The organism is Halodurantibacterium flavum, from assembly GCF_042681825.1.
Taxonomy (GTDB): Bacteria; Pseudomonadota; Alphaproteobacteria; order Rhodobacterales; family Rhodobacteraceae; genus Halodurantibacterium; species Halodurantibacterium flavum.
Map to the genome: position 1 here is coordinate 189,747 of NZ_JBHUGH010000009.1, position 24,424 is coordinate 214,170.

General features: G+C 66.0%; 24 protein-coding genes. 11 read left to right on the plus strand and 13 right to left on the minus strand.

The window, feature by feature from the left end:
- Positions 1-228: a DUF1150 family protein gene (locus tag ACFSGJ_RS11580; protein ID WP_390261704.1), complete on the plus strand. Its 228-nt coding sequence runs from the start codon at positions 1-3 to the stop codon at positions 226-228.
- A gap of 159 nt (positions 229-387) precedes the next feature.
- Here ACFSGJ_RS11580 and ACFSGJ_RS11585 read toward each other — a convergent pair whose 3' ends face one another.
- Both ACFSGJ_RS11585 and trxB read right to left on the minus strand, forming a co-directional pair.
- A complete protein-coding gene (locus ACFSGJ_RS11585; RefSeq protein WP_390261707.1) occupies positions 388-2,094 on the minus strand; it encodes a bifunctional sulfate adenylyltransferase/adenylylsulfate kinase in 1,707 nt (568 codons plus the stop codon).
- A gap of 135 nt (positions 2,095-2,229) precedes the next feature.
- Positions 2,230-3,174, minus strand: coding sequence for a thioredoxin-disulfide reductase (gene trxB / locus ACFSGJ_RS11590; RefSeq protein WP_390261710.1), 945 nt, complete (start codon positions 3,172-3,174; stop codon positions 2,230-2,232).
- A 162-nt stretch (positions 3,175-3,336) separates the two neighbouring features.
- On the opposite strand from trxB, the gene ACFSGJ_RS11595 reads away from it, so the two are divergent.
- Entirely contained in the window at positions 3,337-3,837 is a 501-nt protein-coding gene (locus tag ACFSGJ_RS11595; RefSeq protein WP_390261713.1) for an Lrp/AsnC family transcriptional regulator, read from the plus strand.
- Between the two features lie 29 nt (positions 3,838-3,866).
- Here the strand turns inward: ACFSGJ_RS11595 and pgeF are convergent, their stop codons facing one another.
- Genes pgeF through lgt form a run of 3 tightly spaced genes read right to left on the minus strand, consistent with a single transcriptional unit; the run spans position 3,867 to position 6,588 of the window.
- On the minus strand, positions 3,867-4,622 hold the full coding sequence (pgeF, locus tag ACFSGJ_RS11600) for a peptidoglycan editing factor PgeF (protein ID WP_390261716.1): 756 nt from the start codon (positions 4,620-4,622) through the stop codon (positions 3,867-3,869).
- Positions 4,619-5,692, minus strand: coding sequence for a class I SAM-dependent methyltransferase (locus ACFSGJ_RS11605; RefSeq protein ID WP_390261718.1), 1,074 nt, complete (start codon positions 5,690-5,692; stop codon positions 4,619-4,621). Before ACFSGJ_RS11605 ends, pgeF begins: the two co-directional genes overlap by 4 nt.
- Positions 5,689-6,588 carry a prolipoprotein diacylglyceryl transferase gene (gene lgt, locus ACFSGJ_RS11610; protein WP_390261721.1) on the minus strand — a complete coding sequence of 300 codons (900 nt, stop codon included), beginning with the start codon at positions 6,586-6,588 and terminating at the stop codon, positions 5,689-5,691. Before lgt ends, ACFSGJ_RS11605 begins: the two co-directional genes overlap by 4 nt.
- Before the next feature lie 139 nt (positions 6,589-6,727).
- Here lgt and ACFSGJ_RS11615 point away from each other — a divergent pair, with 139 nt between their 5' ends.
- The 5 genes from ACFSGJ_RS11615 (at position 6,728) to ACFSGJ_RS11635 (ending at position 9,903) form a co-directional block, all read left to right on the plus strand.
- On the plus strand, positions 6,728-7,036 hold the full coding sequence (locus tag ACFSGJ_RS11615) for an accessory factor UbiK family protein (RefSeq protein WP_390261724.1): 309 nt from the start codon (positions 6,728-6,730) through the stop codon (positions 7,034-7,036).
- Between the two features lie 235 nt (positions 7,037-7,271).
- Positions 7,272-7,775, plus strand: coding sequence for a type III secretion system chaperone family protein (locus tag ACFSGJ_RS11620; RefSeq protein ID WP_390261727.1), 504 nt, complete (start codon positions 7,272-7,274; stop codon positions 7,773-7,775).
- 30 nt (positions 7,776-7,805) lie between these two features.
- Positions 7,806-8,618 (plus strand): pyrroline-5-carboxylate reductase, encoded by an 813-nt coding sequence (gene proC, locus ACFSGJ_RS11625; RefSeq protein WP_390261730.1) that lies wholly within the window; start codon positions 7,806-7,808, stop codon positions 8,616-8,618.
- A complete protein-coding gene (locus ACFSGJ_RS11630) occupies positions 8,615-8,947 on the plus strand; it encodes a tRNA-binding protein (RefSeq protein ID WP_390261733.1) in 333 nt (110 codons plus the stop codon). The genes proC and ACFSGJ_RS11630 overlap by 4 nt, the downstream gene beginning before the upstream one ends.
- Complete coding sequence (locus ACFSGJ_RS11635) at positions 8,947-9,903, plus strand: 2-hydroxyacid dehydrogenase (protein ID WP_390261735.1); 957 nt, start codon at positions 8,947-8,949, stop codon at positions 9,901-9,903. The genes ACFSGJ_RS11630 and ACFSGJ_RS11635 overlap by 1 nt, the downstream gene beginning before the upstream one ends.
- On the opposite strand, the gene ACFSGJ_RS11640 is transcribed toward ACFSGJ_RS11635, so the two are convergent.
- The 3 genes from ACFSGJ_RS11640 to ACFSGJ_RS11650 all read right to left on the minus strand — a co-directional run bounded on the left by ACFSGJ_RS11640 (position 9,900) and on the right by ACFSGJ_RS11650 (position 13,244).
- A complete protein-coding gene (locus ACFSGJ_RS11640) occupies positions 9,900-10,613 on the minus strand; it encodes a GNAT family N-acetyltransferase (protein WP_390261738.1) in 714 nt (237 codons plus the stop codon). The two genes, ACFSGJ_RS11635 and ACFSGJ_RS11640, sit on opposite strands and share 4 nt — an antisense overlap.
- A gap of 89 nt (positions 10,614-10,702) precedes the next feature.
- The gene (aspS, locus tag ACFSGJ_RS11645) at positions 10,703-12,475 is read right to left on the minus strand and encodes an aspartate--tRNA ligase (protein ID WP_390261741.1); all 1,773 of its coding nucleotides are present in this window, start codon (positions 12,473-12,475) and stop codon (positions 10,703-10,705) included.
- Positions 12,476-12,548: 73 nt separating this feature from the next.
- Positions 12,549-13,244 carry a CPBP family intramembrane glutamic endopeptidase gene (locus ACFSGJ_RS11650; protein WP_390261744.1) on the minus strand — a complete coding sequence of 232 codons (696 nt, stop codon included), beginning with the start codon at positions 13,242-13,244 and terminating at the stop codon, positions 12,549-12,551.
- 216 nt (positions 13,245-13,460) lie between these two features.
- On the opposite strand from ACFSGJ_RS11650, the gene carB reads away from it, so the two are divergent.
- Entirely contained in the window at positions 13,461-16,793 is a 3,333-nt protein-coding gene (gene carB, locus ACFSGJ_RS11655; RefSeq protein WP_390261747.1) for a carbamoyl-phosphate synthase large subunit, read from the plus strand.
- Between the two features lie 83 nt (positions 16,794-16,876).
- The gene (locus ACFSGJ_RS11660) at positions 16,877-17,845 is read left to right on the plus strand and encodes a type I glyceraldehyde-3-phosphate dehydrogenase (RefSeq protein ID WP_390261750.1); all 969 of its coding nucleotides are present in this window, start codon (positions 16,877-16,879) and stop codon (positions 17,843-17,845) included.
- Here ACFSGJ_RS11660 and ACFSGJ_RS11665 read toward each other — a convergent pair.
- From ACFSGJ_RS11665 to puuE, 3 genes are read right to left on the minus strand one after another with little or no spacing between them, the layout of a single operon-like run.
- Entirely contained in the window at positions 17,834-18,331 is a 498-nt protein-coding gene (locus ACFSGJ_RS11665; protein WP_390261753.1) for an ureidoglycolate lyase, read from the minus strand. The genes ACFSGJ_RS11660 and ACFSGJ_RS11665 overlap by 12 nt on opposite strands.
- On the minus strand, positions 18,328-19,167 hold the full coding sequence (locus ACFSGJ_RS11670; protein ID WP_390261756.1) for a bifunctional allantoicase/(S)-ureidoglycine aminohydrolase: 840 nt from the start codon (positions 19,165-19,167) through the stop codon (positions 18,328-18,330). The genes ACFSGJ_RS11665 and ACFSGJ_RS11670 overlap by 4 nt, the downstream gene beginning before the upstream one ends.
- On the minus strand, positions 19,164-20,564 hold the full coding sequence (gene puuE, locus ACFSGJ_RS11675) for an allantoinase PuuE (protein ID WP_390261759.1): 1,401 nt from the start codon (positions 20,562-20,564) through the stop codon (positions 19,164-19,166). The genes ACFSGJ_RS11670 and puuE overlap by 4 nt, the downstream gene beginning before the upstream one ends.
- Before the next feature lie 137 nt (positions 20,565-20,701).
- On the opposite strand from puuE, the gene uraH reads away from it, so the two are divergent.
- Positions 20,702-21,049, plus strand: a complete 348-nt coding sequence (uraH, locus tag ACFSGJ_RS11680) for a hydroxyisourate hydrolase (RefSeq protein WP_390261762.1) — start codon at positions 20,702-20,704, stop codon at positions 21,047-21,049.
- A 160-nt stretch (positions 21,050-21,209) separates the two neighbouring features.
- Positions 21,210-22,439 (plus strand): urate hydroxylase PuuD, encoded by a 1,230-nt coding sequence (locus tag ACFSGJ_RS11685; RefSeq protein WP_390261765.1) that lies wholly within the window; start codon positions 21,210-21,212, stop codon positions 22,437-22,439.
- Between the two features lie 6 nt (positions 22,440-22,445).
- On the opposite strand, the gene ACFSGJ_RS11690 is transcribed toward ACFSGJ_RS11685, so the two are convergent.
- Both ACFSGJ_RS11690 and ACFSGJ_RS11695 read right to left on the minus strand, forming a co-directional pair.
- Entirely contained in the window at positions 22,446-23,270 is an 825-nt protein-coding gene (locus ACFSGJ_RS11690) for a 2-dehydro-3-deoxygalactonokinase (protein ID WP_390261768.1), read from the minus strand.
- 69 nt (positions 23,271-23,339) lie between these two features.
- Positions 23,340-24,392 (minus strand): zinc ABC transporter substrate-binding protein, encoded by a 1,053-nt coding sequence (locus tag ACFSGJ_RS11695; RefSeq protein ID WP_390261771.1) that lies wholly within the window; start codon positions 24,390-24,392, stop codon positions 23,340-23,342.
- Between the last annotated feature and the right edge of the window lie 32 nt (positions 24,393-24,424).

A 24,424-nucleotide genomic window follows, 5' to 3' on the forward strand; every position in this document is an offset into this window, starting at 1 on the left:
ATGGACACGAACTTTGAATTTGAGAATGCGGCAGAGGACCGGATCGTCTATGTCCGTCCCATCGCCGTAAGCGAGCTGCCGCAGGAAATCCGCGATCAAGCCGAAGGGATCGAGACGCTTTATTCGGTCAATGGTCCGAACGGCGAACGGCTGGCGCTGGTGCGCGACCGCCAGATGGCCTTTGCCCTGGCCCGTCAAAATGATCTTGCCCCGGTCAACGCACACTGAGGCTTGTGCTGTCGGGGCTGTGACACCTGGGTCCACGGGGGCCGGGACAGGACCGACGCCCCGCGCCACCGACGGCAGACGCTCCCGCTTGACCCCACGAACAAGGCCGCCGTTTCCGGCGGCCTTTTCCTTCTATGTGTTTCTGCGCCCGTAGGCAGCTCAGGCCTTGATGAGGCCCATGCCTTCGAGCTTGAGCAGCACCTGATGGGCGCAGTGATCGACCTCGATGCCGGTGGTGTCGAGGCGAAGCTCGGGGTTCGCGGGTTCCTCGTAAGGGTCCGAAATCCCGGTGAACTCCTTGATCTTGCCTTCGCGGGCCAGCTTGTAGAGCCCCTTGCGGTCGCGACGTTCGCATTCCTCGAGCGGGGTTGCCACATGCACCTCGACAAAGGCGCCGCCTGCCTCGACCATCTCGCGCACGGCGCGGCGGGTCGCGGTGTAGGGTGCGATCGGGGCGCAGATGGCGATGCCACCGTTCTTGGTGATCTCGGATGCGACATAGCCGATGCGGCGGATGTTGATGTCGCGATGCTCTTTCGAGAAGCCGAGCTCGGACGAGAGGTGTTTGCGCACGACATCGCCATCGAGCAGCGTGACCGGGCGGCCGCCCATCTCCATCAGCTTGACCATCAGCGCGTTCGCGATGGTGGATTTGCCCGAGCCCGAGAGCCCCGTCAGGAACACGGTAAAGCCCTGCTTGGCGCGCGGCGGCGAGGTGCGGCGCAGTTCGGTCACCACCTCGGGGAAGGAGAACCAGTCGGGGATCTCCAGCCCTTCGCGCAGACGGCGCCGCAGCTCGGTGCCGGAGATGTCGAGCACGGTCGAGTTCTCGGGCACCTCATCCACCGGGTAATATTGTGCCTTTTCCTGCACAAAGACCATCTGCTTGAAGTCGACCATCTCGATCCCGACTTCCTCCTGGTGCTGACGCACCAGTTCCTGCGCAGCATAGGGGTCGTAGAAGTCCTTGCCCGCGCTGTTCTTGCCGGGGCCCGCATGGTCGCGGCCGACGATGAAATGCGTCAGGCCGTGGTTCTTGCGGATGATCGCGTGCCACAGTGCCTCACGCGGGCCGGCCATGCGCATCGCCAGGTTCAGAAGCGACAGATGCGTGGTGGCCGCCGGGTATTTGTCCAGCACCGCCTCATAGCAGCGGACGCGGGTGAAATGGTCCACGTCGCCCGGCTTGGTCATGCCCACGACCGGGTGGATCAGCAGGTTGGCCTGCGCCTCGCGCGCGGCGCGGAAGGTCAGTTCCTGATGCGCCCGGTGCAGCGGGTTGCGGGTCTGGAAGGCGACCACGCGGCGCCAGCCCATCTTGCGGAAATAGGCGCGCAACTCGTTCGGCGTGTCGCGGCGGGCCTTGAAATCGTAATGGATCGGCTGCTGGATGCCGGTGACGGGGCCGCCCAGATAGATCTTGCCTGCCGAGTGATGCAGGTAGTTCACCGCCGGATGCGCCAGATCGTCGGCCCCGAAGACCTTTTCCGCCTCGCGGGCCTTGTTCGGCTCCCATTTGTCGGTGACCGAAAGGATCGCGAGGATCACGCCTTCCTGGTCGCGCAGCGCGATGTCCTGTCCAGTCTCGATCTTGCCGGCGAAATCCTCGCTCACGTCCAGCGTGATCGGCATCGGCCAGAGCGTCCCGTCGGTCAGGCGCATGTTTTCGACAACGCCATCATAATCGGCCTCGCTCAGGAAGCCCTTGAGCGGGTGGAAACCCCCGTTCATCAGAAGCTCCAGATCGCAGATCTGCCGCGGCGTCAGATCCCAGGACGGCAGATCCCCCGCCTCGACCTTCAGCTTCTGCGCGGAATCATAGGAAACGTAAAGCTCCGGAATCGGGGCTAGATTGGATGATGGCATTGAAGGCTGTCCCTCGTTAATGCGGCATTGGCGTAAACCTGCTTTACCCCCAGCAGCAACGGCGCATCAAGACAAAGGATTGGCCTGGCGCCCAAAATGCGGGGAAAACTGCCGATTTTGGGACAAAAGTCGCCATTATGTCATCAAACCTGCAAGAAACCGTTCCGCGTCCAGCGCGGCCATGCAGCCCATACCCGCGCTCGTGACCGCCTGCCGGTAGACATGGTCGGTCAGGTCGCCGGCGGCAAAGACGCCGGGGATCGAGGTCTCTGTCGTTCCGGGCTTCACCTTCACATAGCCGCCGTGATGCGTCTCCAGCTGGCCCTGCACGAGCTCGGAGGCCGGCGCGTGGCCGATCGCGACAAAGAAGCCCGCGCAGGGGATGTCGGTCGCAACGCCGGTTTCCACATGGCGCGCGCGGACGGCGGTCACGCCCAGGGGCGTGTCGTCGCCCAGAACCTCGTCCACCGTGTGGTTCCACAGAACCTCGACCTTCGGATGGGCGAAGAGGCGTTCCTGCATGATCCGTTCTGCGCGCAGCGAATCGCGCCGGTGGATCAGCGTCACCTTGCTCGCGAAATTGGTGAGGAACAGCGCCTCTTCGACCGCCGTATTGCCGCCGCCGATCACCACGACCTCTTTGCCGCGATAGAAAAAGCCGTCGCAGGTCGCGCAGGCCGAGACGCCGAAGCCCTTGAACCGCTCCTCGGACGGAAGGCCAAGCCATTTCGCCTGCGCCCCGGTCGCCAGGATCACCGCATCCGCCGTGTAGGTCGTGCCGCTGTCGGCGCGGGCGACAAAGGGGCGCTGCGACAGGTCCAGCGCGGAAATGTAGTCCGAGATGATCTCGGCCCCCATCTCTCGCGCGTGGGCTTCCATCCGGATCATCAGGTCGGGGCCCTGAACGCTGGTGTCGCCGGGCCAGTTTTCGACATCCGTCGTGATCGTCAGCTGGCCGCCCGGCTGTATGCCCTGGATCAGGATCGGCTTCAGCATCGCCCTTGCCGCGTAGACCGCCGCGGTATATCCCGCCGGACCTGATCCGATGATGAGAACCTTCGTATGTCGCGCGTCAGTCATGGCAGCCCCCTTATTGCCGGGCGGATATATTCGCTCCGGCCGCTTTTCGGAAGGGGCGATGCGGAGCGGCGCGAAGAAGGACATGCACGGTAGAATTGGTGAAATAATATTGCGCGAAACCGGCGCTGGCCGTAAGTTCCGCGCAGCAATAAAGGAGCAGACATGGCGGGTTCAAAGCTCGATCCGATCGACCGGATGATCCTTGCGGAGCTTCAGGGCGACGGGCGCATGACCAATGTGGAACTGGCCAAGCGGGTGGGCATTTCCGCGCCCCCCTGTCTGCGTCGCGTCCGCACATTGGAGGAAGCCGGCTATATCCGTGGATATCACGCGGATATCAATGCGCGAGAGCTTGGCTTCGAGGTGCAGGTTTTCGCGATGGTGCGGCTTCACAGCCAGGCGGAACCGGACCTGAGCGCCTTCGAGGACCGCTGCCGGGCCTGGCCCCTTGTGCGTGAATGTCACATGCTGAACGGCGAGATCGACTTCATCCTGAAATGCGTGGCGCCCGATCTCTCGACCTTCCAGTCCTTCCTGACCCAGCAGCTCACCGCCGCCGAGAATGTGGCAAGCGTCAAGACATCGCTGGTGATCCGCTGCGCCAAGGACGAACCGGGCCTGCCCTTTGACGTGCTTGAGGACCGGCTGAGCCGCAGCGCCTGAAGAGGCGCCTGACGCCTGAAACTTGACGCCTAAAGCCGGATCGCCGAGATCAGGCGGCCATAATCGGCCTCGCCGGCATGGGTCGCGCGGCGGTAAGAGAAAAACCGTTCCGCATCCCCATAGGTGCAATGGCCGGTCCAGGCGGCCTCGGCCACGCCGGCGGTCCGCAACTGCGCAAGACCGAAGGACGGCAGGTCAAAGAGATAACGGTCGCCGGCGCCATTGGTAAAAAAGCGACTGTTGGCGGGGTCATCGGCCATGAAATCCTCAAGCAGCTCCGGCCCGACCTCATAATTCCGCTGGCTGATGGTGGGGCCGATCACCGCCTTGATCCGCGCGCGCGTGGCGCCCAGCCCGACCATTGCATCGACGGTCGCACCCAGCACCCCGTCGCGCGCGCCGCGCCATCCGGCATGGGCGGCGCCGATAACGCCCGCCGCGACGTCGGCCAGCAGAACGGGCTGGCAGTCGGCCGTAAGCACCGCAATCGCAACCCCGGGTGTTTTTGTGACCAGCGCATCGGCGCGCGGCACGGGGTCGAGCACCCCCTCGACCACGACCACAGCGGGCGAATGAACCTGATGCACGGTGACAAGGTGATCGCCCGGAACCTCCATCGCCGCCGCGACCCGCTGACGGTTGATCGCCACCGCCTCGGCCATGTCCGAGGACCCGAGGCCGCAGTTCAGCCCGTGAAACACCCCCGATGACGCGCCGCCGCGACGGGTAAAGAAACCGTGGCGCAGCGGACCGAGCAGGGGGGAGGTAATGATCTCGAGACTCATGTGCCAAATCCGGGCGGTTGGGGCCGGCCCCGTGGGCTGATGGCGATGGCTTTGAACAGGTTTCCCATTTCCTGCGGATGGGTCAAGCGCCGATGGGCGGCCAGATGCTGCGCCAGCGCGTCACCCTGCAGGCGGGCGGCGAGCGCCTCGGCCCGCCCGGCGATGCCGAGCCGTTGCAGCAACACCCCCTGCGGCACCGGGCCTGACACGGCGACGGCGGGCCTGGCGGCCTGCGCCAGCGCCTCGAAATCGACATGGGCGGTCAGATCGGCCTCTCCGGGATGGGCGAGCGGATCGTCCGGCGCATGGTCACGCAGCGCCTGCAGCGTATCGCCCCGCGCGCGCCAGTCGCCATAATCGATGACGATCGCCACGCCGCCCCTGGCCTGAATACGAGAGGCGATATCCTGCATGATCGGCGGGCCTGCCGGACAAAGCTCCACCATCTCGCCCTCGGCGCTGTCGCCCAGCCGATGTGCAAGGGCCGGAACAGGCGCCGGGGGCGCAAGGCCAAAGGCGAGCCGGCCGGACTCATCGAGACCCACCAGCCGTTCCGACCATCCCGGACCGTTGCGCAGGAACTGGCGGATGGGCAGCGCGTCGAAAAATTCGTTCGCGACCAGAAACAGCGGGCGGTCCAGCGGCAGGTCGCCCGTCGTGTCGTGCCAGGTCACATCGGCACCCGGCAAGGCCTGCCGCTGCCGCTTGCGAAGGGTGGGCGAAGCCTCGACCAGATGCACGGAAAGCGCCGTGTGAAAGCCGGGCACGCCCCGGGTCGCGCGCAGGATATCCGCCATAAGCGTGCCGCGGCCGGGGCCAAGCTCGGCAAGCACGATCCGGTCCGGAGCCCCCTGATCAAGCCAGCTTTGCGCAAGGGATAGCCCTAGAAGCTCTCCGAACATCTGGCTGATTTCGGGGGCGGTGGTGAAATCGCCCCCCCGGCCAAAGGGATCGCGCGTGGTGTAGTAGCCGTGCTGCGGATGCAGCAGGCATTCGGCCATGTAATCGGCCACCGTCATCGGCCCCCCGGCCCGGACCCGCCCGACCAGTATCCCGGTCAGCGGCGTCATGCAGGCGCGGTGGCGCGACGCCGCGCCCAGAGGATCAGGGCGATCCCCGCGAGGATCATCGGCAGCGACAGGATCTGCCCCATCGTCAGCCCGGCCTGGCCGAACTGAACCGCATGGCCCAGCGGGTTGCCGGGGCCGACGAACTGCGCGTCAGGCTGGCGAAAGAACTCGACCACAAAGCGCGCGACGCCATAGCCCGCAAGGAAGGCGCCGGTCACCTGACCGGGGCGCCGCAGCCAGCCGAGGCCCCAGACCAGAACCGCAAGCAGCAGAAACAGCAGGAGCCCTTCGCCCGCCGCCTGATAAAGCTGCGAGGGATGGCGCGCGCAGGGACCGATCCAGTCCCACGGGCAGGTCTGCGCGGCCTCACCCGGAAAGATCACGCCCCAGGGGAGGGTAGTGGGCCGGCCCCACAGTTCGCCATTCACGAAATTTGCAAGCCGGCCGAGCATCAGCCCGATGGGCGTCGCGACCGCCATCGCGTCGGCGACCTGCAGCGGCGGCAGGCCGTTCCGGCGGCAATAGATCAGCGCCGCGACCACGACGCCGAGAAAGCCGCCGTGAAACGCCATCCCGCCTTCCCAGACATGGAAAATCTCGACCGGATTGGAGAGGTAATAGGCCGGCTGGTAAAAGAGCACGAAACCCAGCCGCCCGCCGAGGATGACGCCGACGATCACCCAGGTCAGAAGCTGTTCGACCTGCACCGGTTCCATCGGCGCCCGCGACCCGGGCCACAGGCCAGGCCGGCGCATGAGGCCAACGACGATCCGCCAGCCGATCAGCAGACCCGCGATATAGGCCAGCGCATACCAGCGCAGCGCGAACTCGAACCCGCCAAGGCGGATCGTGAAGATCTCGGGGCTGAGGTCGGGAAAGGGGATCGCGGCAAGCATTCGGTTTCTCCCTGGGCTGCCGCGGTCCGGCGCGCCTCCTGATGGTCGCGCCTTGTGTGGACGGGGGCAGAGGGGCAAGTCAACCTTGTGATTTGCCTCCGCCCGTCACATATAGGTTGAAACCGATGAGGAGCCCGCCATGCAGAGCCGCAACAAGTTTCTCGACGACATGTCCCAGCTCATGACCAATGCGATGGGCGTGGCGCAAGGCGCCCGGGCCGAGGCGGAAACCGCGGTCAAGGGGCTGGTGGACCGCTGGCTTGCCGACCGCGATCTGGTCACGCGCGAGGAATTCGATGCCGTGCGCGCGATGGCGCAGAAGGCCCGGGAAGAGAACGAGGCCCTGCGCGCCCGGCTCGATGCGCTGGAGGCCACTGTGACAGAGTCCGCTGCGAAAGAGGCCGCCAAGGCCCCGGCGGCCAAGGCGAGCGCCAAGTCCAAGGACTGATCCCGAAGAATCCGGGTTTGAATCGGAACCTGCCCCCCGGGGGCCGGGGTCAGCTGCGAGACGTTTCGCTGTCGCAGCATTTTTCCACAGCTAAATGCAAACGCCGCTCTTTACAGAAGCGCGCTTTGCGCACACCATATCTTGTAAGGGGAGGCCGGATGACCGCCGCCCCTTGGCAGAGGCCCGGTTTATGGTGGTGGGGACCACCGCCCAGCCGCATATGAAGGAGTGGACCATGGCTAACTCCGAGCTTTTCCTGAGTGGCGAAGACCTTCATCCCATCGATATCGTCGAAACGCTTGCCGAACACCATGACTGGGATTTCGACCGCGTCGGCGACGATCAGATCGCGATGGCGGTCGAGGGACAGTGGCGCACCTATTCCCTCACGCTCGCCTGGTCGGGCCATGACGAGACGCTGCGGCTCGTCTGCACCTTCGATATGGAGCCGCCCGAGGATCGCCACGCCGCGCTTTACGAGGTTCTGAACGGCGCGAACGAGCTCTGCTGGACCGGGGCCTTCAGCTTCTGGGCCGAGCAGCGGCTGATGGTCTGGCGCTACGGGCTTGTGCTGTCGGGCGGACAGGTCGCCGGGGCCGAACAGATCGACCGCATGATCGGCGGCGCGGTTGCGGCCTGCGAACGGTTCTACCCAGCGTTCCAGCTTGCGGCCTGGTCGGATCAGAGCCCGGCCTCGGCGCTCAAGGTCGCCATTGCAGAGGCCTACGGTCGCGCATAGGCTTGGCCCCCGGAAAAGGACGGGGGCAAGATGACATTCGACGATCTGGCGGAACGGGGCCTTGTGCTTCTGGGCTGCGGCAAGATGGGGTCGGCCATGCTGCAGGGCTGGCTGAAACAGGGTCTGCCGCCGCAGTCGGTCTGGGTTCAGGAGCCGCGCCCGTCGGACTGGCTGCAGGCGCAGGGCGTTCATTTGAACGAGGGCCTGCCAGCCTCGCCCGCTGTCGTGCTGATCGCCGTGAAACCGCAGATGATGCAGGATGCGTTGCCGGCGCTTTCGGCGCTTGGGGGCGGCGGTACGGTGTTTCTCTCGGTCGCGGCGGGGATCTCGATCGCCCGGTATGAAGCCCTGCTGGGGTCGGGAACGCCGGTCATCCGCGCAATGCCCAACACGCCCGCCGCCGTCGGGCGCGGGATCACCGCGCTGATCGGCAATGCCCATGCGGATAACGCGGCCCTGACCCTTGCCGAGGCGCTGTTGTCGGCGGTGGGGCAGGTTGTCCGGCTTGAACACGAAGGCCAGATGGACGCGGTTACGGCGGTTTCGGGCTCGGGCCCGGCCTATGTGTTCCACTTGATCGAGACGCTGGCGGCCGCGGGTGAGGCAGAGGGCCTGCCGCCCGATCTTTCGTTGCACCTTGCCCGCGCCACGGTGGCCGGCGCCGGCGTCCTTGCCGAGGAAGCCGGCGCCGGCCCGGCACAACTGCGTGAAAACGTCACCAGCCCGGCGGGCACGACCGCCGCGGCGCTGGCGGTCCTGATGGATGAGGCGCAGGGTTTCCCGGCCCTCTTGCGTCGCGCGGTGCAGGCCGCCGCCGCCCGCAGCCGGGAGTTGGGACAATGATCACCTATTCCGATTTCGAGAAGGTCGATATCCGCGTGGGCCGCATCACCCGGGCCGAACCCTTCCCCGAGGCGCGCAAACCGGCCTATCGGCTCTGGGTCGATTTCGGGCCGGAGATTGGCGAGAAGCGGTCTTCGGCGCAGATCACCGTTCATTACACGCCCGAGGACCTGATCGGGCGGCAGGTGATCGCGGTCGTCAACTTTCCGCCGCGCCAGATCGGGCCGGTGATGTCCGAGGTTCTGGTGCTCGGCGTGCCGGATGCAGATGGCGAGGTGGTGCTGCTCTCGCCGGATCAGGCGGTGCCGCTGGGCGGGCGGATGTTCTGATGGCGCGGCTGCTGATCACACGGCGGATGCCGCCCCGGACGCTCGATGCTGCGCGCGCCGCATTTGACGTCACCCTTCGCGACGACACGCAGCCGCTGCCGCTTGATGCCGCGGTGGCGGCGCTGGCGGAGCATGACGCCGTGCTCTGTTCGCTGGGCGACGCCTTTACCGCCGAGGCGTTCGGCTGCGCGGCCGGGCTCCGCTGCCGGATCATCGCGAATTTCGGCGTGGGCTATAATCATATCGACACCGAGGCCGCGGCGGCCGCCGGCATCGTCGTGACCAACACGCCCGGCGCGGTGACCGATGCGACCGCCGATATCGCGCTGACGCTTCTTCTGATGACCGCCCGCCGGGCAGGTGAGGGCGAAAGGCTGGTACGGTCGGGGCAGTGGCAGGGCTGGCATCCCACGCAGATGCTGGGCGCCCATGTGACGGGCAAGCGCGTAGGTATCGTCGGGATGGGCCGGATCGGCAAGGCCATTGCGCGGCGCTGTCACCACGGCTTCGGGATGGAGGTTCTGTTCTTCAATCGGTCCGAGGTTGCCGAGCCCGGGGTGCCGGCGCGGCAGGTCGCGACGCTGGCCGGGTTGATGAGCGCGGTGGATTTTGTCGTGGTCGCCGTTCCGGGCGGGCCCGCGACCCGGCATCTGCTTGGGCACGATGCGCTATCGGCGATGCAGCCCCATGCGATCCTCATCAACATCGCGCGGGGCGATATCGTGGAGGAAGCGGCGCTGATCCATGCGCTGCAATCGGGCCGGATCGCGGGGGCGGGGCTCGACGTCTACGAACACGAACCCCGGGTGCCCGAGGCGCTGCGGCGGCTGGATCGGGTGACGCTCTTGCCGCATCTCGGCACTGCCGCGCTGGAGGTGCGCGAGGCGATGGGCGCGATGGCGGTCGGGAACCTGACGGCCTTCTTCGCCGGAAACGAGCCACCCAACCGCGTCTAGAGCGCGGGGTCCGTCCCGGCCCTTGCCAGCCGCGTCAGGTCCGACAGGCGCTCTACCTGCCGGTCCTCCACATCGAAATTCGCGGGACGCAGCCAGATTTCATGCGCCTCGCGCAGCGCGGGCCATTCGGCATCGGTAATCGCAAACCAGGCGGTGTCGCGGTTGCGCCCCTTCACCACCATATGGGCGCGGAACGTCCCCTCATAGGCAAAGCCCAGCCGCTGCGCCGCCCGGCGAGAGGGCAGGTTCCGCGCGTCGCATTTCCATTCCACCCGGCGGTATCCGGCCGCAAAAGCCCAGCCGATCAGGAGAGAGAGCGCCTCGGTCGCGGCGGGGGTCTGCTGCATCGCCGGGGCCAAGGTGATCGACCCGATCTCGATCACGCCGTTGCTCGCGTCAATCCGCATCAGCGCCGCCACGCCCCCAGGGTGGCCCGAGGCATGATCGCGCAGCGCGAAATAGACCATGTCCTCGCGCGCCGTGGCCTCTTTGACCCAGCGGTGAAAGGTTGCGGCAGAGTGGAACGGCCCGTGATGCATGAATTCCCACAGGCTGTCATCCGCGGCGGAAAAGGCCTGAAAGAGATCGCCCGCATGAGTTTCCGCCTCCAGCGGTTCGAGCGTCACGAGCCGCCCCTCGATCATCATCGCGCCGGGGCGCGGCGGAGGCATCCATCCCGCCAGTTCACCGTTCACCGTCGCATCCGTCATCCTGACTCTCCCCGCGATGCGGCAACGGGCGCCGCCATTCCCTGACGCGCGCCCGCTCGATAAGTTCCCTTTGCGTTTCGCCCCCCGGATTACTCCTTGGGGATGACCCGCAGGCCCAGTTCGCGCAGCTGCTCGTTCATCGGCAGGCTGGGCGCGCCCATCATGAGGTCTTCGGCGCGCTGGTTCATCGGGAACATGATGACCTCGCGGATATTCGCCTCATCCGCCAACAGCATCACGATCCGGTCGATGCCCGCCGCACAGCCGCCGTGGGGCGGCGCGCCATAGCGGAAGGCCTTGACCATGCCGCCAAACCGCTTTTCGACCTCTTCCCTGGGATAGCCCGCCAGTTCGAACGCCTTGAACATGATCTCGGGCTTGTGGTTCCGGATCGCGCCGGAAATCAACTCGTATCCGTTGCAGGCAAGGTCATACTGGTAGCCGAGCACCTTCAGCGGGTCGCCGCTCAGCGCCTCAAGTCCGCCCTGCGGCATCGAGAACGGGTTGTGGCTGAAATCGATCTTGCCGTCATCGGTCTTCTCATACATCGGGAAATCGACGATCCAGGCAAAGCGGAAGGTATCCGTCTCGGCCAGCCCCAACTCGCGCCCGATCTCGTTGCGGGCACGGCCCGCGACGGCCTCGAATTGTTCGGGCTTGCCACCAAGGAAGAAGGCCGCGTCGCCCACGCCAAGGCCAAGCTGCTGGCGGATCGCCTCGGTGCGCTCCGGGCCGATGTTCTTGGCCAGCGGTCCGGCGGCCTCCATCTGGCCGCCTTCCTCGCGCCAGAAGATATAGCCCATGCCGGGCAGGCCCTGCGCCTGCGCGAAGGCGTTCATCCGGTCGCAGAACTTGCGGCTGCCGCCCGTCGGGGCGGGAATGGCGCGGATCTCGGTGCCCTCGTTCTCCAGCAGTTTCGCGAAGATCGCGAAGCCGGAGCCGCGGAAATGCTCGCTCACCACCTGCATCTTGATCGGGTTGCGCAGGTCGGGCTTGTCGGACCCATACCACAGCAGCGCGTCCTTGTAGGCGATCCGCTCCCAGTTCGTATCGACCTTCCGGCCGCCTCCGAATTCCTCGAAGATGCCCTGGATCACCGGCTGGATGGCGGTAAAGACGTCCTCCTGCTCGACAAAGGACATCTCCAGGTCAAGCTGGTAGAAGTCGGTGGGCGAGCGGTCGGCGCGGGGGTCTTCGTCCCGGAAGCAGGGCGCGATCTGGAAATAACGGTCAAAGCCCGCGACCATGATCAGCTGCTTGAACTGCTGCGGCGCCTGCGGCAGCGCATAGAACTTGCCCGGGTGCAGCCGCGAGGGCACGAGGAAGTCGCGCGCGCCTTCAGGGCTGGACGCCGTGATGATCGGGGTCTGGAATTCGTTGAAGCCCGCGTCCCACATCCGGTTGCGCAAGCTGCGCACGACGTTCGACCGCAGCATCATGTTGCGATGCAGCTTTTCCCGCCGCAGGTCAAGGAAACGGTAGGTGAGGCGCGTTTCCTCGGGATAGTCCTGTTCGCCGAAAACCGGCAGCGGCAGATCCTCGGCCGGACCAAGGACTTCAACCGCGCGGGCATAGACCTCGATCTCACCCGTCGGGATCTTGGGGTTCACAAGGCTTTCGTCGCGCGCCTTGACGGTGCCGTCGATCCGGATCACCCATTCTGCCCGCACCTTTTCCAGCGCGGCAAAGGCCGGGCTGTCGCTGTCGGCCAGAACCTGGGTGATGCCGTAATGGTCGCGCAGGTCGATGAACAGAACGCCCCCGTGGTCGCGCACCCGGTGCACCCAGCCCGAAAGCCGCACGTCATCGCCCACATGGGCCTTGTTCAGTTCCGCGCAGGTATGGCTGCGATAAGCGTGCATGAGGCGCCCCCTTGGGTGTTCCGGTATCCGCGCCGATACACCCTTTAGCGCCACAGGAGTCAAGGGACAGGGGCTAGAACGGCCGCTGGATGTTCCCGGTGTAAAAGAACATCCCCAGCCCCACGGCAAAGACGATCACGCCCGAAACCGCGTGCAGAACCACCGCCATGGGGAAATTCCGCCGCACCTCATAGGCCCAGGCAAAAGCGAGGCCGCCGAAAAAGGTCATGATCGTCACCACCCAGTTCCAGTAGAGCATATGCGCCAGCGAAAAGAGCGCCGCATTCGCAAGGATGGCAAGCTGCGTCCCCGGCAAAAGCTCGGCATAGCGACGGAAAAAGAGCGGGCGAAAGACGATTTCCTGCGGCAGGGCCGAAACGAACGGATAAAGAAGCGCAATCGTCAGCATCAGTTCGGGCCGGTTCTGCACCATCCAGAAATAGCCCTGCGGATTGAACGTCATCATGACGGCTGTGCCCGCCAGAAATGTCACGACCGACAGGCCCAGAACGGCCCCCCAGCCGATCCGGTGCCAGCCGCGCAATAGCTCGACCCATTCGAAGTCGCGGGTCACATGCAAGAGAACCAGCCCCAGCGCCGTCACCGCGAACAGAACCGGGAACATCCAGTTCGCCGGAAAGAACACGGCCAGGGCGACCGGGGCCAGAACGTAAAGCAGCGCCATTTCCGCCCAAAGCCGCAGCCTGCGCAGATCGGTCCCGTTGGCATGGGTACGGGGCAGGGTGGTGCGGGCAGACGCATCGCTCATGCGGGGCTCCTCGGGCGGGCAGGTGGGGGCGGAAGGTCGGTCAGGGCGGGGCTGTGGTGCAGCATCAAGAGAAAGGGCTTTCTTGGCATATAGGCGCGCCCGCGGGACGTGCCATCACGGCTGCGCGAGCGTGCTGCACCGCAAGGTGACCATATGGGGTTGCGCCGGAATTGCGCATGGCTATAACCCGCGAGGATTTGCGCAATGGGGGCCGTCATGCCGAAGAGAACCGATATCAAGTCGATCATGATCATCGGCGCGGGGCCCATCGTCATCGGGCAGGCCTGCGAGTTCGACTATTCCGGCGCGCAAGCCTGCAAGGCGCTGCGCGAAGAGGGGTACCGGGTCATCCTGGTGAACTCCAACCCCGCCACGATCATGACCGACCCGGAACTGGCGGACGCCACCTATATCGAGCCGATCACCCCCGAGGTCGTCGCCAAGATCATCGAGGCCGAACGCCCCGACGCGCTGCTGCCCACCATGGGCGGACAGACGGGGCTGAACACCAGCCTCGCCCTCGCCGACATGGGCGTGCTGGACAAATTCGGCGTGGAGCTGATCGGCGCCAACCGTGAGGCCATCGAGATGGCCGAGGACCGCAAGCTTTTCCGCGAGGCGATGGACCGGATCGGGCTGGAAAACCCCAAGGCCACCATCGTCGCCGCGCCCAAGCTGCCCAATGGCAAATACGACATCAATGCCGGCGTGTCGCAGGCGATGGCCGCGCTGGAGGATATCGGCCTGCCCGCGATCATCCGCCCCGCCTTTACGCTGGGCGGAACGGGGGGTGGCGTCGCCTATAACCGGGACGACTATGAACGCATCTGCCGTTCGGGCCTCGATGCCTCGCCCATGGCGCAGATCCTGGTCGATGAATCGCTGCTGGGCTGGAAGGAATATGAGATGGAAGTGGTCCGCGACCGCGCGGACAATGCGATCATCGTCTGTTCCATCGAGAACGTCGATCCGATGGGCGTGCATACGGGCGATTCCATCACCGTCGCGCCTGCGCTGACCCTGACGGACAAGGAATACCAGATCATGCGCAACGGCTCGATCGCCGTCCTGCGCGAGATCGGCGTGGAAACCGGCGGGTCTAACGTGCAATGGGCGATCAACCCGGTCGACGGGCGGATGGTCGTGATCGAGATGAACCCACGCGTCAGCCGCTCCTCCGCGCTCGCCTCCAAGGCCACCGGCTTTCCCATCGCCAAGATCGCGGCAAAACTCGCCGTGGGCTATACGCTCGATGAACTGGACAACGACATCACCAAGGTCACGCCGGCCAGCTTTGAGCCGACCATCGACTATGTCGTGACCAAGATCCCCCGCTTCGCCTTCGAGAAGTTCCCCGGCTCCAAGCCCGAACTCACCACCGCGATGAAATCGGTGGGCGAGGCGATGGCGATCGGCCGCACCTTCCACGAATCCGTGCAGAAGGCGCTGGCGAGCATGGAAACCGGCCTGACCGGCTTTGACGAGATCGCCATCGAGGGTGCCCCCGAGAAATCGGCCATCGTCAAGGCGATCAGCGCCCAGACCCCGGACCGGCTGCGCCTGATCGCGCAGGCCATGCGCCACGGGTTGAGCGACGACGAAATTCAGGCGGCGACCAGTTTCGATCCGTGGTTCCTTGCGCGTATCCGCGAGATCATCGACCTTGAGTCCGAGATCCGGAAATCCGGGCTGCCCGCGACCGAGGCGGGTCTGCGGCGGCTCAAGATGTATGGCTTTACCGACGCCCGCCTTGCGAAACTGACCGGCCGGGAAGAGGCGCAGGTCCGCCGCGCCCGTCGCAACCTGGGCGTCACGGCGGTCTTCAAGCGCATCGACACCTGCGCGGCCGAGTTCGAGGCCCAGACGCCCTACATGTATTCGACCTACGAACATCCCGTGATGGGCGAGGTGGAATGCGAGGCGCGCCCATCGGACCGCAAGAAGGTGGTCATCCTGGGGGGCGGCCCGAACCGGATCGGGCAGGGGATCGAGTTCGACTATTGCTGCTGCCATGCCTGTTTCGCGCTGACCGATGCCGGCTATGAGACCATCATGGTCAACTGCAACCCGGAAACGGTTTCGACCGACTATGACACCTCGGACCGGCTCTATTTCGAGCCGCTGACGCTGGAGCATGTGCTGGAGATCCTGCGGGTCGAACAGGAGAACGGCACGCTGCACGGCGTGATCGTGCAGTTTGGCGGCCAGACGCCGCTGAAACTCGCAAACGCGCTGGAGGAAGAGGGTATCCCGATCCTCGGCACCAGCCCCGACGCCATCGACCTTGCCGAGGACCGCGAGCGGTTCCAGAAACTTCTGAACGATCTGAACCTCCGGCAGCCGGTGAACGGCATCGCCTCGTCCGATGCGCAGGCCATCGAGATCGCCGAACGCGTGGGTTTCCCGCTGGTCATCCGCCCGTCCTACGTGCTGGGCGGCCGCGCGATGGAGATCGTGCGCGACATGGACCAGTTGAAACGCTACATCACCAATGCGGTGGATGTCTCGGGCAAGAACCCTGTGCTGCTCGACAGCTATCTGGCCGGTGCGATCGAGGTCGATGTCGATGCGCTCTGCGATGGCAAGGACGTGCATGTCGCGGGCATCATGGAACATATCGAAGAGGCGGGCGTCCATTCGGGCGACTCGGCCTGCTGCCTGCCGCCCCATTCGCTCTCGCCCGAGATCGTGGAGGAACTGAAGGTTCAGACTCGCGCGATGGCGCTGGGGCTGAACGTCGTCGGCCTGATGAACGTGCAGTTCGCGATCAAGGATGGCACGATCTATGTGCTGGAGGTGAACCCGCGCGCCAGCCGGACCGTGCCCTTCGTCGCCAAGGCCACCGACAGCGCCATCGCATCGATCGCCGCGCGGCTCATGGCAGGTGAGCCGCTGTCGAACTTCCCGATGCGCGCGCCCTATCCGGCGGGCGTGGGTCCGGACGACCCGCTGCCGCTCGCCGATCCGCTGACCCTTGCCGACCCGATCACGCCCTGGTTCTCGGTCAAGGAGGCGGTGCTGCCCTTTGCCCGCTTCCCCGGTGTCGACACGCTGCTTGGCCCCGAAATGCGCTCGACCGGCGAGGTCATGGGCTGGGACCGCAACTTTGCGCTGGCCTTCCTCAAGGCGCAGATGGGCGCAGGGACACATCTGCCCGAGGGCGGGCGCGTGTTCCTTTCGATCAAGGATGCCGACAAGACCACGGCCATGGCCGGGGCCGCGCGCGACCTGGGCGCGCTCGGCTTTACCATCGTGGCGACGCGCGGCACGGCGGCCTTCCTGAAAGAGGCGGGCATCGCCTGCGAAGTCGTGAACAAGGTCTATGAGGGGCGCCCGAACATCGTCGACCGGATGAAGAACGGGGATATCACGCTGGTCCTGAACACGACCGAGGGAACGCAGGCAGTCGAGGACAGCCGCGAGATCCGCTCGGTCGCGCTTTATGACAAGATCCCTTACTTTACCACCGCCGCCGGCAGCATCGCCGCCGTCGCCGCGATGAGCGCGCGGCAGGACGGAGAGATCGGGGTGCGCACGCTGCAAGGCTGATACCCGCGCGCCGCGCCGCGCGCGGGGTTGCACCCGCCGGGGCGCGGGTCTAGCAGTTTGCCCGTGGAACAGCGGGGGACACGATGGTCAGCGTGGCGATCAACGGATTCGGGCGGATCGGGCGCACGGTTCTGCGGGCATGGCTGGGCGGTCACGCACCGGGTGTGGATATCGTCGCGATCAACGACATCGCCGCGCCCGAGATGTGCGCCTATCTTTTCCAGTATGACAGCGTGTTCGGCCCATGGCCGGGCCGCGTCGCGCTGGAAAACGGCGCGCTGGTGATCGACGGTCGCGCCATTCCGCTGACGCGGGAACCCGATCTGTCGCGACTCGATCTTTCGGGGGTCGATCTGGTGATGGAATGCACGGGCCGGGCCGACACGGCGGAAATCGCCGGGCGCGGGTTGCAGGCGGGGGCGCGGCGGGTGCTGGTCTCGGGCCCGTCCAAGGCGGCAGAATTCACCGTGGTCCTCGGGGCGAACGATCATCTGCTGGGCCGGCAGCGCATCGTCTCAAACGCGTCCTGCACGACGAACGCGCTCGCGCCGCTGGTGCGGCTGCTCGACGGGGCGTTCGGTCTGGAAACCGGGCATATGACGACGATCCACTGCTATACCGGCAGCCAGCCCACGGTGGACGCGCCCGCTGCCGATTACGCGCGGTCACGGGCGGCGGCGCTGTCGATGGTGCCGACGACCACCAGCGCGCAGCGGCTGCTGGATATCGTGCTGCCGGACCTCGCGGGCCGGATCGAGGGGGGCGCCGTGCGGGTGCCCACGGCGAGCGTTTCTGCCGTTGATCTGACGCTGATGCTGCAAAAGGTTCCGGATGTAGCGCAGGTCAACGACCTCATGCGCGATGCGGGCGGCGTGATCGGCTGGACCGATGGGCCGCTTGTGTCCTCGGACCTGCGGGCGCGGCCGGAAAGCATCGTCATGGCCCTGCCGGAAACCCGGGTGACGCGCGGCGGGATGTTGCGGGTCTTTGGCTGGTATGACAACGAATGGGGCTTTTCCTGCCGGATGCTCGACATGGCGCTACGGATGTAGAACCACCTCCCACGGGTCCTCGTACCAATGTTCCTGCAGGTTCGGCGTTGCACCGATCCGGTCCACGACGGCAAAGAGGCCGGGTGCGGATAGCGGCGTAAGAACCCCGTGCCAGGTGCCGCGATGCAGGTTCACCCCCTGCCCGGGGGTGGTGACGAAGGCCAGCGGGTTGCCCGGCTGCCCGCCGTGATCCTGCGCGACGATCACCAGAAACGGCGCCTCATACATGGGGATGAAGGCCTGCGAGCCTTCGGGGTGACGCTCGACCATCTCCAGCCGGTAGGGCAGGGTGCGGGGCGCGGCCCGGAACAGGCTGATGCCCGCCCGCCCGCCGGGGCCGAAATCCAGCCGCGCCCGGTCATGATAACGCCCGCAGAGCCCCTGATTGATGATGCGGTCGGCCTCGCCCCCGGCGTCCAGCACATCGCCGAAGGGCGCGAAATCCGCCTGAGTCAGGGGCCGCGCAATGATCTGACGCGCCGTCACGCGCCGCGCCCTTCCCATGCGCCGCCGAGTTTCACATGCCGGTTCACATCCTTGTAGAGCAGATAGCGGAACCGGCCCGGCCCGCCCGCATAGCACGCCTGCGGGCAAAAGGCGCGGAGCCACATGAAATCGCCCGCCTCGACCTCGACCCAGTCACGGTTGAGCCGATAGACCGCCTTGCCCTCCAGCACGAAAAGGCCGTGTTCCATCACATGGGTTTCCTCGAAGGGGATCACGCCGCCGGGCTGGAAGGTGACGATGTTCACATGCATGTCATGGCGCAGATCCTCGGGGTCGACGAAACGGGTGGTGGCCCAGCGACCCTCGGTTCCCGGCATGGCGATTGGCGCGATCTCGGCGTCGTTCGTGACGAAGGGGGTTGGCGCGGGTATGCCTGGCGCGGGTTCATAGCGTTTGCGCACCCAGTGGAACCGCGCGGGATGGTCGCTGCCGTTCCGCAGCCGCCATGCCGTTCCGGCCGGGATATAGGCATAGCCACCGGGCCCCAGTTCATGTTCCTGCCCGTCGAGCGACAGCCAGACCTCTCCGCCCGTGACAAAGATCACGCCCTGCGCCAGCGGGTCGGGCTCGGGTGCAGATGACCCGCCATGGGGCGCGACCTCCATCACATACTGGCTGAAGGTCTCGGAAAAGCCAGACATCGGGCGCGCGATGATCCAGGCGCGCGTCTTGTCCCAGCCGGGGAGAGAGCTTGTGACGATGTCGGAAAAGACCCCGCGCGGGATGACCGCATAGGCGTCGGTAAAGACCGCGCGCCCGGTATGGATCGCGGTCTGGGGCGGAAGGCCGCCGGGGGGAAAATGATAGGGGCTCATGGCATGTCCTTCAGGCGCAGTTCGGCGATGCGTTCGACCTGTTTGCAGGCGGTCTCGAACTCGGTGGCGGTGTCGTTGGCAAGACGGGCGCGAAAGGCGTCGAGGATGGAGGCCTTGGTGTTGTCGCGCACGGCGATGATGAAGGGGAACCCGTGTTTCGCCACATAGTCCTGGTTGAGCTGCTGGAAGGTCTCGCGCTCGGCATCCGTCAGCGCATCCAGACCGGCGCTCGCCTGTTCGGCGGTCGAATCAGGCGTCAGGCGTTTCGCGGCAGCGAGCTTGCCCGCAAGGTCGGGATGCGCGCGCAGGACGCCCAGCCGTTCCTCACGGCTCGCGCTGCGGAAGATGCGGGAGAGCGCGCTGTGGACGCCAATGGCGGTGTCATGCGCGGGGCCAAGCTCCAGCCCCCACGCCCGTTCGGCGATCCAGGGCGAGTGTTCGAATATGCCCCCGAACCGCGCGACGAAGGTCTCACGCGGCATCCGGCTGGGCCGTTCGCGGCGTTGATGCGGGTGCGTGGCGGCCCAGTGCCGGGCGATGTCGATGCGGCGCGGGAACCAGACCCCCTCATGCCCCTGCGCGTAGTCGAGGAAGCGTTTCAGCCCCGCGATCTTGCCCGGACGCCCGATCAGGCGGCAGTGCAGCCCGATCGAGAACATGCGCCCGCCCTCCGCATAGAGCGTGTCGAAACTGTCCTTGAGATACTGAAAAAACTGCTCGCCGGTGATGTAGCCGGGCGCGGTGGCAAAGCGCATGTCGTTCGCCTCCAGCGTATAGGGGATCACGAGCTGGTCGCGGTCGCCCACTTCCAGCCAATAGGGCAGGTCGTCGTCATAGGTGTCGGACAGCCAGTCGAACCCGCCCTCCTGGGCCACAAGGCGCACGGTGTTGATTGAACAGCGCCCCGTATACCAGCCGCGCGGACGCTCGCCCACGACCTCGGTATGCAGGCGGATCGCCTCGGCGATCTGGGCGCGTTCCTCCTCCTCGGGCATGTCGCGGTGTTCGACCCATTTCAGCCCGTGGGAGGCGATTTCCCACCCGGCCTCCTTCATCGCGGCGACCTGTTCGGGGCTGCGGGCAAGGGCGGTCGCAACACCGTAGATCGTGACGGGGATATCCATTCCCGTGAACAGCCGGTGCAGCCGCCAAAAGCCCGCCCGCGCCCCGTATTCATAGATCGATTCCATGTTCCAGTGCCGTTGCCCGGGCCAGGGCGCGGCGCCCGCGATGTCGGACAGGAACGCCTCTGACCCCGCGTCGCCATGCAGGACGCAGTTTTCCCCGCCTTCTTCGTAGTTCAGCACGACCGAGACCGCGATCCGTGCCCCGCCGGGCCAGTCTGCCTGCGGCGGGTTCGGGCCATGGCCGGACATGTTGCGGGGGTAGCGGTTCATTTCGTCTTCCTCTTGATACGGCGCATGGGAAAGGAAGCACTATCGCGCGAAAGCTGAAAGGGGTTTTCGGTTCGCGATGGCGCTTTTGCCCCGGTGGGCGCTATGATGCCGTCGACACAGCCAAGGGGTAGGAAAAGATGGCCGGATATCTGACGACGCATGTTCTGGACACGGCACGCGGCTGCCCCGCCGAGGGACTACGCATCATTCTTTTCCGGCTGGACGGCGGACGCGAACGGCTTGCCGAACGGGTGACAAATGCCGATGGCCGCACCGATGGTCCGATCCTGCCCGAGGCGGATTTTGCCACCGGGCAATACGAACTGCTGTTCCATGCGGGCGATTACCTGCGCATGACGGGACAGGCGGGCGGGGCACCCCTGTTCCTTGATGAAGTGCCGATCCGCTTTGGCATGGCGACCGGTCATTATCACGTGCCGCTTTTGCTGTCGCCCTATGGCTATTCCACCTATCGCGGAAGCTGATCGTGGCCCGGAGGGCCGGGGCGACATCCGGCGATTGCATCGCACCGCGATAAGGGATCATCCTGTGCGTCGGTGACAAAAGAATGACTCCGGGCCGGCAAACCGGCACCGGGCGACAAAGGTGCCGGTGTGGCGGCGCCGGGCGACAAAGGGACAGGATATGTACGATCTCGCGGTGATGGGCGAATGGCTGGAATTCGCGGTGCGCTGGCTGCATGTGATCACGGCCGTGGCGTGGATCGGGTCGTCGTTCTACTTCATCGCGCTCGATCTGGGGCTGCGGAAATCCCCCGATCTGCCGCCCGGCGCCTATGGCGAGGAATGGCAGGTTCATGGCGGCGGCTTCTATCACATCCAGAAATATCTGGTCGCGCCGGAACGGCTGCCTGACCACCTGATCTGGTTCAAATGGGAAAGCTATGCGACCTGGCTTTCGGGCTTTGCGCTCCTGGTGCTGGTCTATTACCTCGGGGCCGAATTCTACCTTGTCGATCCGAACGTCCTCGACATCCCGGTCTGGCAGGCGGTGGGCATCTCGCTCGCCTCGCTCGGCTTTGGCTGGGTGGCCTATGATGCGATCTGCAAAAGCCGCTTCGGGGATGACAACACGCGGCTGATGATCCTGCTCTATGTCATCCTGGTGGCGATGGCCTGGGGCTATACGCAGGTCTTTTCCGGCCGCGCGGCCCTGCTGCACCTGGGCGCGTTCACCGCGACGATCATGTCGGCCAACGTCTTTCTGATCATCATCCCGAACCAGAAGATCGTGGTAGCCGACCTGCGGGCGGGCCGGGTGCCGGACGCCAAATACGGGCGGATTGCCAAGCAACGCAGCACGCATAACAACTATCTGACGCTGCCGGTCCTGTTCCTGATGCTGTCGAACCACTATCCGCTGGCCTTCGCGAGCGAGTATAACTGGCTGATCGCGGCCTTGGTCTTTCTGATGGGCGTGACGATCCGGCACTGGTTCAACACGCGCCACGCAGGCCGGGGCAACCCCTACTGGACATGGGGCGCGACGACGATCCTCTTCCTGATCATCATGTGGCTTTCGACCGCGCCGATGTTCCATCAGCGTGACGCGGCGGCGACGCCCGAGGGCGCGGCGCAGCGTTTCGCCGCGGCCGAGGGTTTTGACGAGGTTCATCAGATCGTCACGGGCCGCTGTTCGATGTGTCACGCGGCCGAGCCTGTGTGGCAGGGCCTCCACTGGGCGCCAAAGGGCGTGGTGCTGGAAACCGAGGCCGATATCGCCCGTGCCGCGCGCGACATCTACATGCAGGCCGGGCTGACCCATGCGATGCCACCTGCGAACCTGTCCTGGATGGAGCCTGCCGAACGCGCGGCGATCGTGCGCTGGTATCGGGCGGCAACGAATCCGGGCTGAGGCCGCTCAGGCGATCCGGCCATGTGCGGCGACCAACCCCGCAAGGCTCAGCACCTCCGGATCGGCGGTCGCGGGTGCGACGCCCTGCGCGTTCAGCGCCGCCTCATAAAGCGCCGTCAGGGGCGCGGGCCCTGCAAGCGTCACCGGCTGTCCCAGCCACCAGGCGCGCGCCGCGGCAAGCTCCGCGCCGATCCATAGCCCCGCGCGACGGTCGTCGGCCTCGGCGCGGTCCATCAGTCCCAGCGTGCCGGCGGCCTCGATCTGGGCCAGCCGCGCGGCAAGGCGTTCCGGTCTGCCGCGCCCTTCTTCAAGGCTCTCGGTGAACGACTCGGACGGGGTTGCACCCGCGTTCCCCACCGCCAGCAAAAGCCTGGGCGTGAGGAAGGACTGAAGGCTGATGACCTCGCCCGCGCTCAGATGCGCCCAGACGGTCTGCGCGGGACCGGGCAGGCACAGGATGCCGTCGCGATCGGGATGCAGGGCGGCAAAGCCCGCCATCCGCAGCTCGGCGCCCTTCGTCAGGTCGGTCGCGGGCCGGTCCTGCCGCAGACCGGGGATCAGGTAAAGCCGCATCCGCGGATCGGGGGCATCCGTTGCAAAGGGTGGGGCAAGGGGCGGGCAGGGCAGCGGGACCGCCGCTGTCGCCCCGGCAAGACCGGCGGCGATCACCGGAACCGGCCGGTCGCCAAGCCACGGAGCCACGAGACGCAACAGCGCCTGCGGCGCGGCTTCACCGGCGGTCAGGTCTATCGCGGCCTCGGCTTTGGCGCGCTTGCCCTCCATTGCCCAGGCCCGGGGTTCCGCCCCCCATTCGACGCCGATCCAGTCCATCGCGAAGCTCCCTCATCGTTCCGGCATTCTGCTAGCACGAAGACGGCAGGTGCGCGATGGGGGTGCGGTTCACTCCGTCACGCAATCCGCGATGGTGGTCGCCAGCGACAGAAGCAGCGCCTCGTAAAGCCCGGGGCCGTAGTCGAGCGTCGTGCCCTCGGGGTCGAGCGCCCCGCCCAGCCGGATTTCATCGGACGCGGCAAGCTGGGTGATCTGCGCGTCGGAATGCTGCGCCTCGGGGAAGATGCAGACACCGCTGCCGCCGGCGATGTCGTCCCGCAGGCCCGAGAGCCGCGCCGCCCCCGGTGTCGCCGCATCGCCAAGCGCGACCGTCCCCGCGATGTTCAGGCCGAAATGCCCGGCGAAATAGCCATAGGCGTCGTGGAACACATAGATCGGCGCATCGCCCACCGGCGAAAGAACGCTTTGCACCTCGGCCTCGGCGGCATCGACGCGGGCCTTGGCGGCCTCGGCATTCGCAAGATAGATGTCCGCGTTTTCGGGGTCATGTCCGGCCAGTTCGGCGGCGATCAGGTCGAGCCAGACACGGGCATTGGCGGGGTCGAGCCAGGCATGCGGGTCGAGGCCGTCATGGGAGTGGTCATGGTGTTCGTGGTCATGGCCGTGATGGCTGTGCCCGTGGTCATCACGCGCGTGGTCGTGGCCATGGTCGTCGGCGTGGTCATGGTCGTGACCCGCCGAATGATCGTGGTCCTCATCATGCCCATGGTCGTCATGCCCGTGCCCATGGTCGCCATGGTCATGCCCGTGATCGTCGCCATAATCCTGCCGATGCACGCCCTCGGCGTGGAGCAGGGCAATCGCCTCGCCCCGCAGGCCCACGCCCTCGACGGCGCGGTCGAGCCATGGGGTCAGTTCCGGACCGATCCAGAAGAGGATATCCGCCCGCGACAGCGCCGCCGCCTGCGAGGGGCGCAGTTGAAAGCTGTGCGGATCGCCGCCCTGATCCAGAAGGATATCGGGCGTGCCAAGGTCGCCCATGACCTGCGCGACAAGCGAATGGACCGGCGGAACATCGGTGATGACCTGCGGAACCTCGGCCTGGGCCGTGCCCGCGAACAGGGCGGCGCTGGCGGTGGCGGCAGTAATGGTATAACGCATCGTGAACACTCCTTGCGGCTTGGCCAACCTAT

Coding starts and splice junctions, on each gene's coding strand:
- ACFSGJ_RS11580 (WP_390261704.1), top strand. CDS start 1: ATGGACACGAACTTTGAATTTGAGAATGCGGCAGAGGACCGGATCGTC.
- ACFSGJ_RS11585 (WP_390261707.1), bottom strand. CDS start 2,094: ATGCCATCATCCAATCTAGCCCCGATTCCGGAGCTTTACGTTTCCTAT.
- trxB (WP_390261710.1), bottom strand. CDS start 3,174: ATGACTGACGCGCGACATACGAAGGTTCTCATCATCGGATCAGGTCCG.
- ACFSGJ_RS11595 (WP_390261713.1), top strand. CDS start 3,337: ATGGCGGGTTCAAAGCTCGATCCGATCGACCGGATGATCCTTGCGGAG.
- pgeF (WP_390261716.1), bottom strand. CDS start 4,622: ATGAGTCTCGAGATCATTACCTCCCCCCTGCTCGGTCCGCTGCGCCAC.
- ACFSGJ_RS11605 (WP_390261718.1), bottom strand. CDS start 5,692: ATGACGCCGCTGACCGGGATACTGGTCGGGCGGGTCCGGGCCGGGGGG.
- lgt (WP_390261721.1), bottom strand. CDS start 6,588: ATGCTTGCCGCGATCCCCTTTCCCGACCTCAGCCCCGAGATCTTCACG.
- ACFSGJ_RS11615 (WP_390261724.1), top strand. CDS start 6,728: ATGCAGAGCCGCAACAAGTTTCTCGACGACATGTCCCAGCTCATGACC.
- ACFSGJ_RS11620 (WP_390261727.1), top strand. CDS start 7,272: ATGGCTAACTCCGAGCTTTTCCTGAGTGGCGAAGACCTTCATCCCATC.
- proC (WP_390261730.1), top strand. CDS start 7,806: ATGACATTCGACGATCTGGCGGAACGGGGCCTTGTGCTTCTGGGCTGC.
- ACFSGJ_RS11630 (WP_390261733.1), top strand. CDS start 8,615: ATGATCACCTATTCCGATTTCGAGAAGGTCGATATCCGCGTGGGCCGC.
- ACFSGJ_RS11635 (WP_390261735.1), top strand. CDS start 8,947: ATGGCGCGGCTGCTGATCACACGGCGGATGCCGCCCCGGACGCTCGAT.
- ACFSGJ_RS11640 (WP_390261738.1), bottom strand. CDS start 10,613: ATGACGGATGCGACGGTGAACGGTGAACTGGCGGGATGGATGCCTCCG.
- aspS (WP_390261741.1), bottom strand. CDS start 12,475: ATGCACGCTTATCGCAGCCATACCTGCGCGGAACTGAACAAGGCCCAT.
- ACFSGJ_RS11650 (WP_390261744.1), bottom strand. CDS start 13,244: ATGAGCGATGCGTCTGCCCGCACCACCCTGCCCCGTACCCATGCCAAC.
- carB (WP_390261747.1), top strand. CDS start 13,461: ATGCCGAAGAGAACCGATATCAAGTCGATCATGATCATCGGCGCGGGG.
- ACFSGJ_RS11660 (WP_390261750.1), top strand. CDS start 16,877: ATGGTCAGCGTGGCGATCAACGGATTCGGGCGGATCGGGCGCACGGTT.
- ACFSGJ_RS11670 (WP_390261756.1), bottom strand. CDS start 19,167: ATGAGCCCCTATCATTTTCCCCCCGGCGGCCTTCCGCCCCAGACCGCG.
- puuE (WP_390261759.1), bottom strand. CDS start 20,564: ATGAACCGCTACCCCCGCAACATGTCCGGCCATGGCCCGAACCCGCCG.
- uraH (WP_390261762.1), top strand. CDS start 20,702: ATGGCCGGATATCTGACGACGCATGTTCTGGACACGGCACGCGGCTGC.
- ACFSGJ_RS11685 (WP_390261765.1), top strand. CDS start 21,210: ATGTACGATCTCGCGGTGATGGGCGAATGGCTGGAATTCGCGGTGCGC.
- ACFSGJ_RS11690 (WP_390261768.1), bottom strand. CDS start 23,270: ATGGACTGGATCGGCGTCGAATGGGGGGCGGAACCCCGGGCCTGGGCA.
- ACFSGJ_RS11695 (WP_390261771.1), bottom strand. CDS start 24,392: ATGCGTTATACCATTACTGCCGCCACCGCCAGCGCCGCCCTGTTCGCG.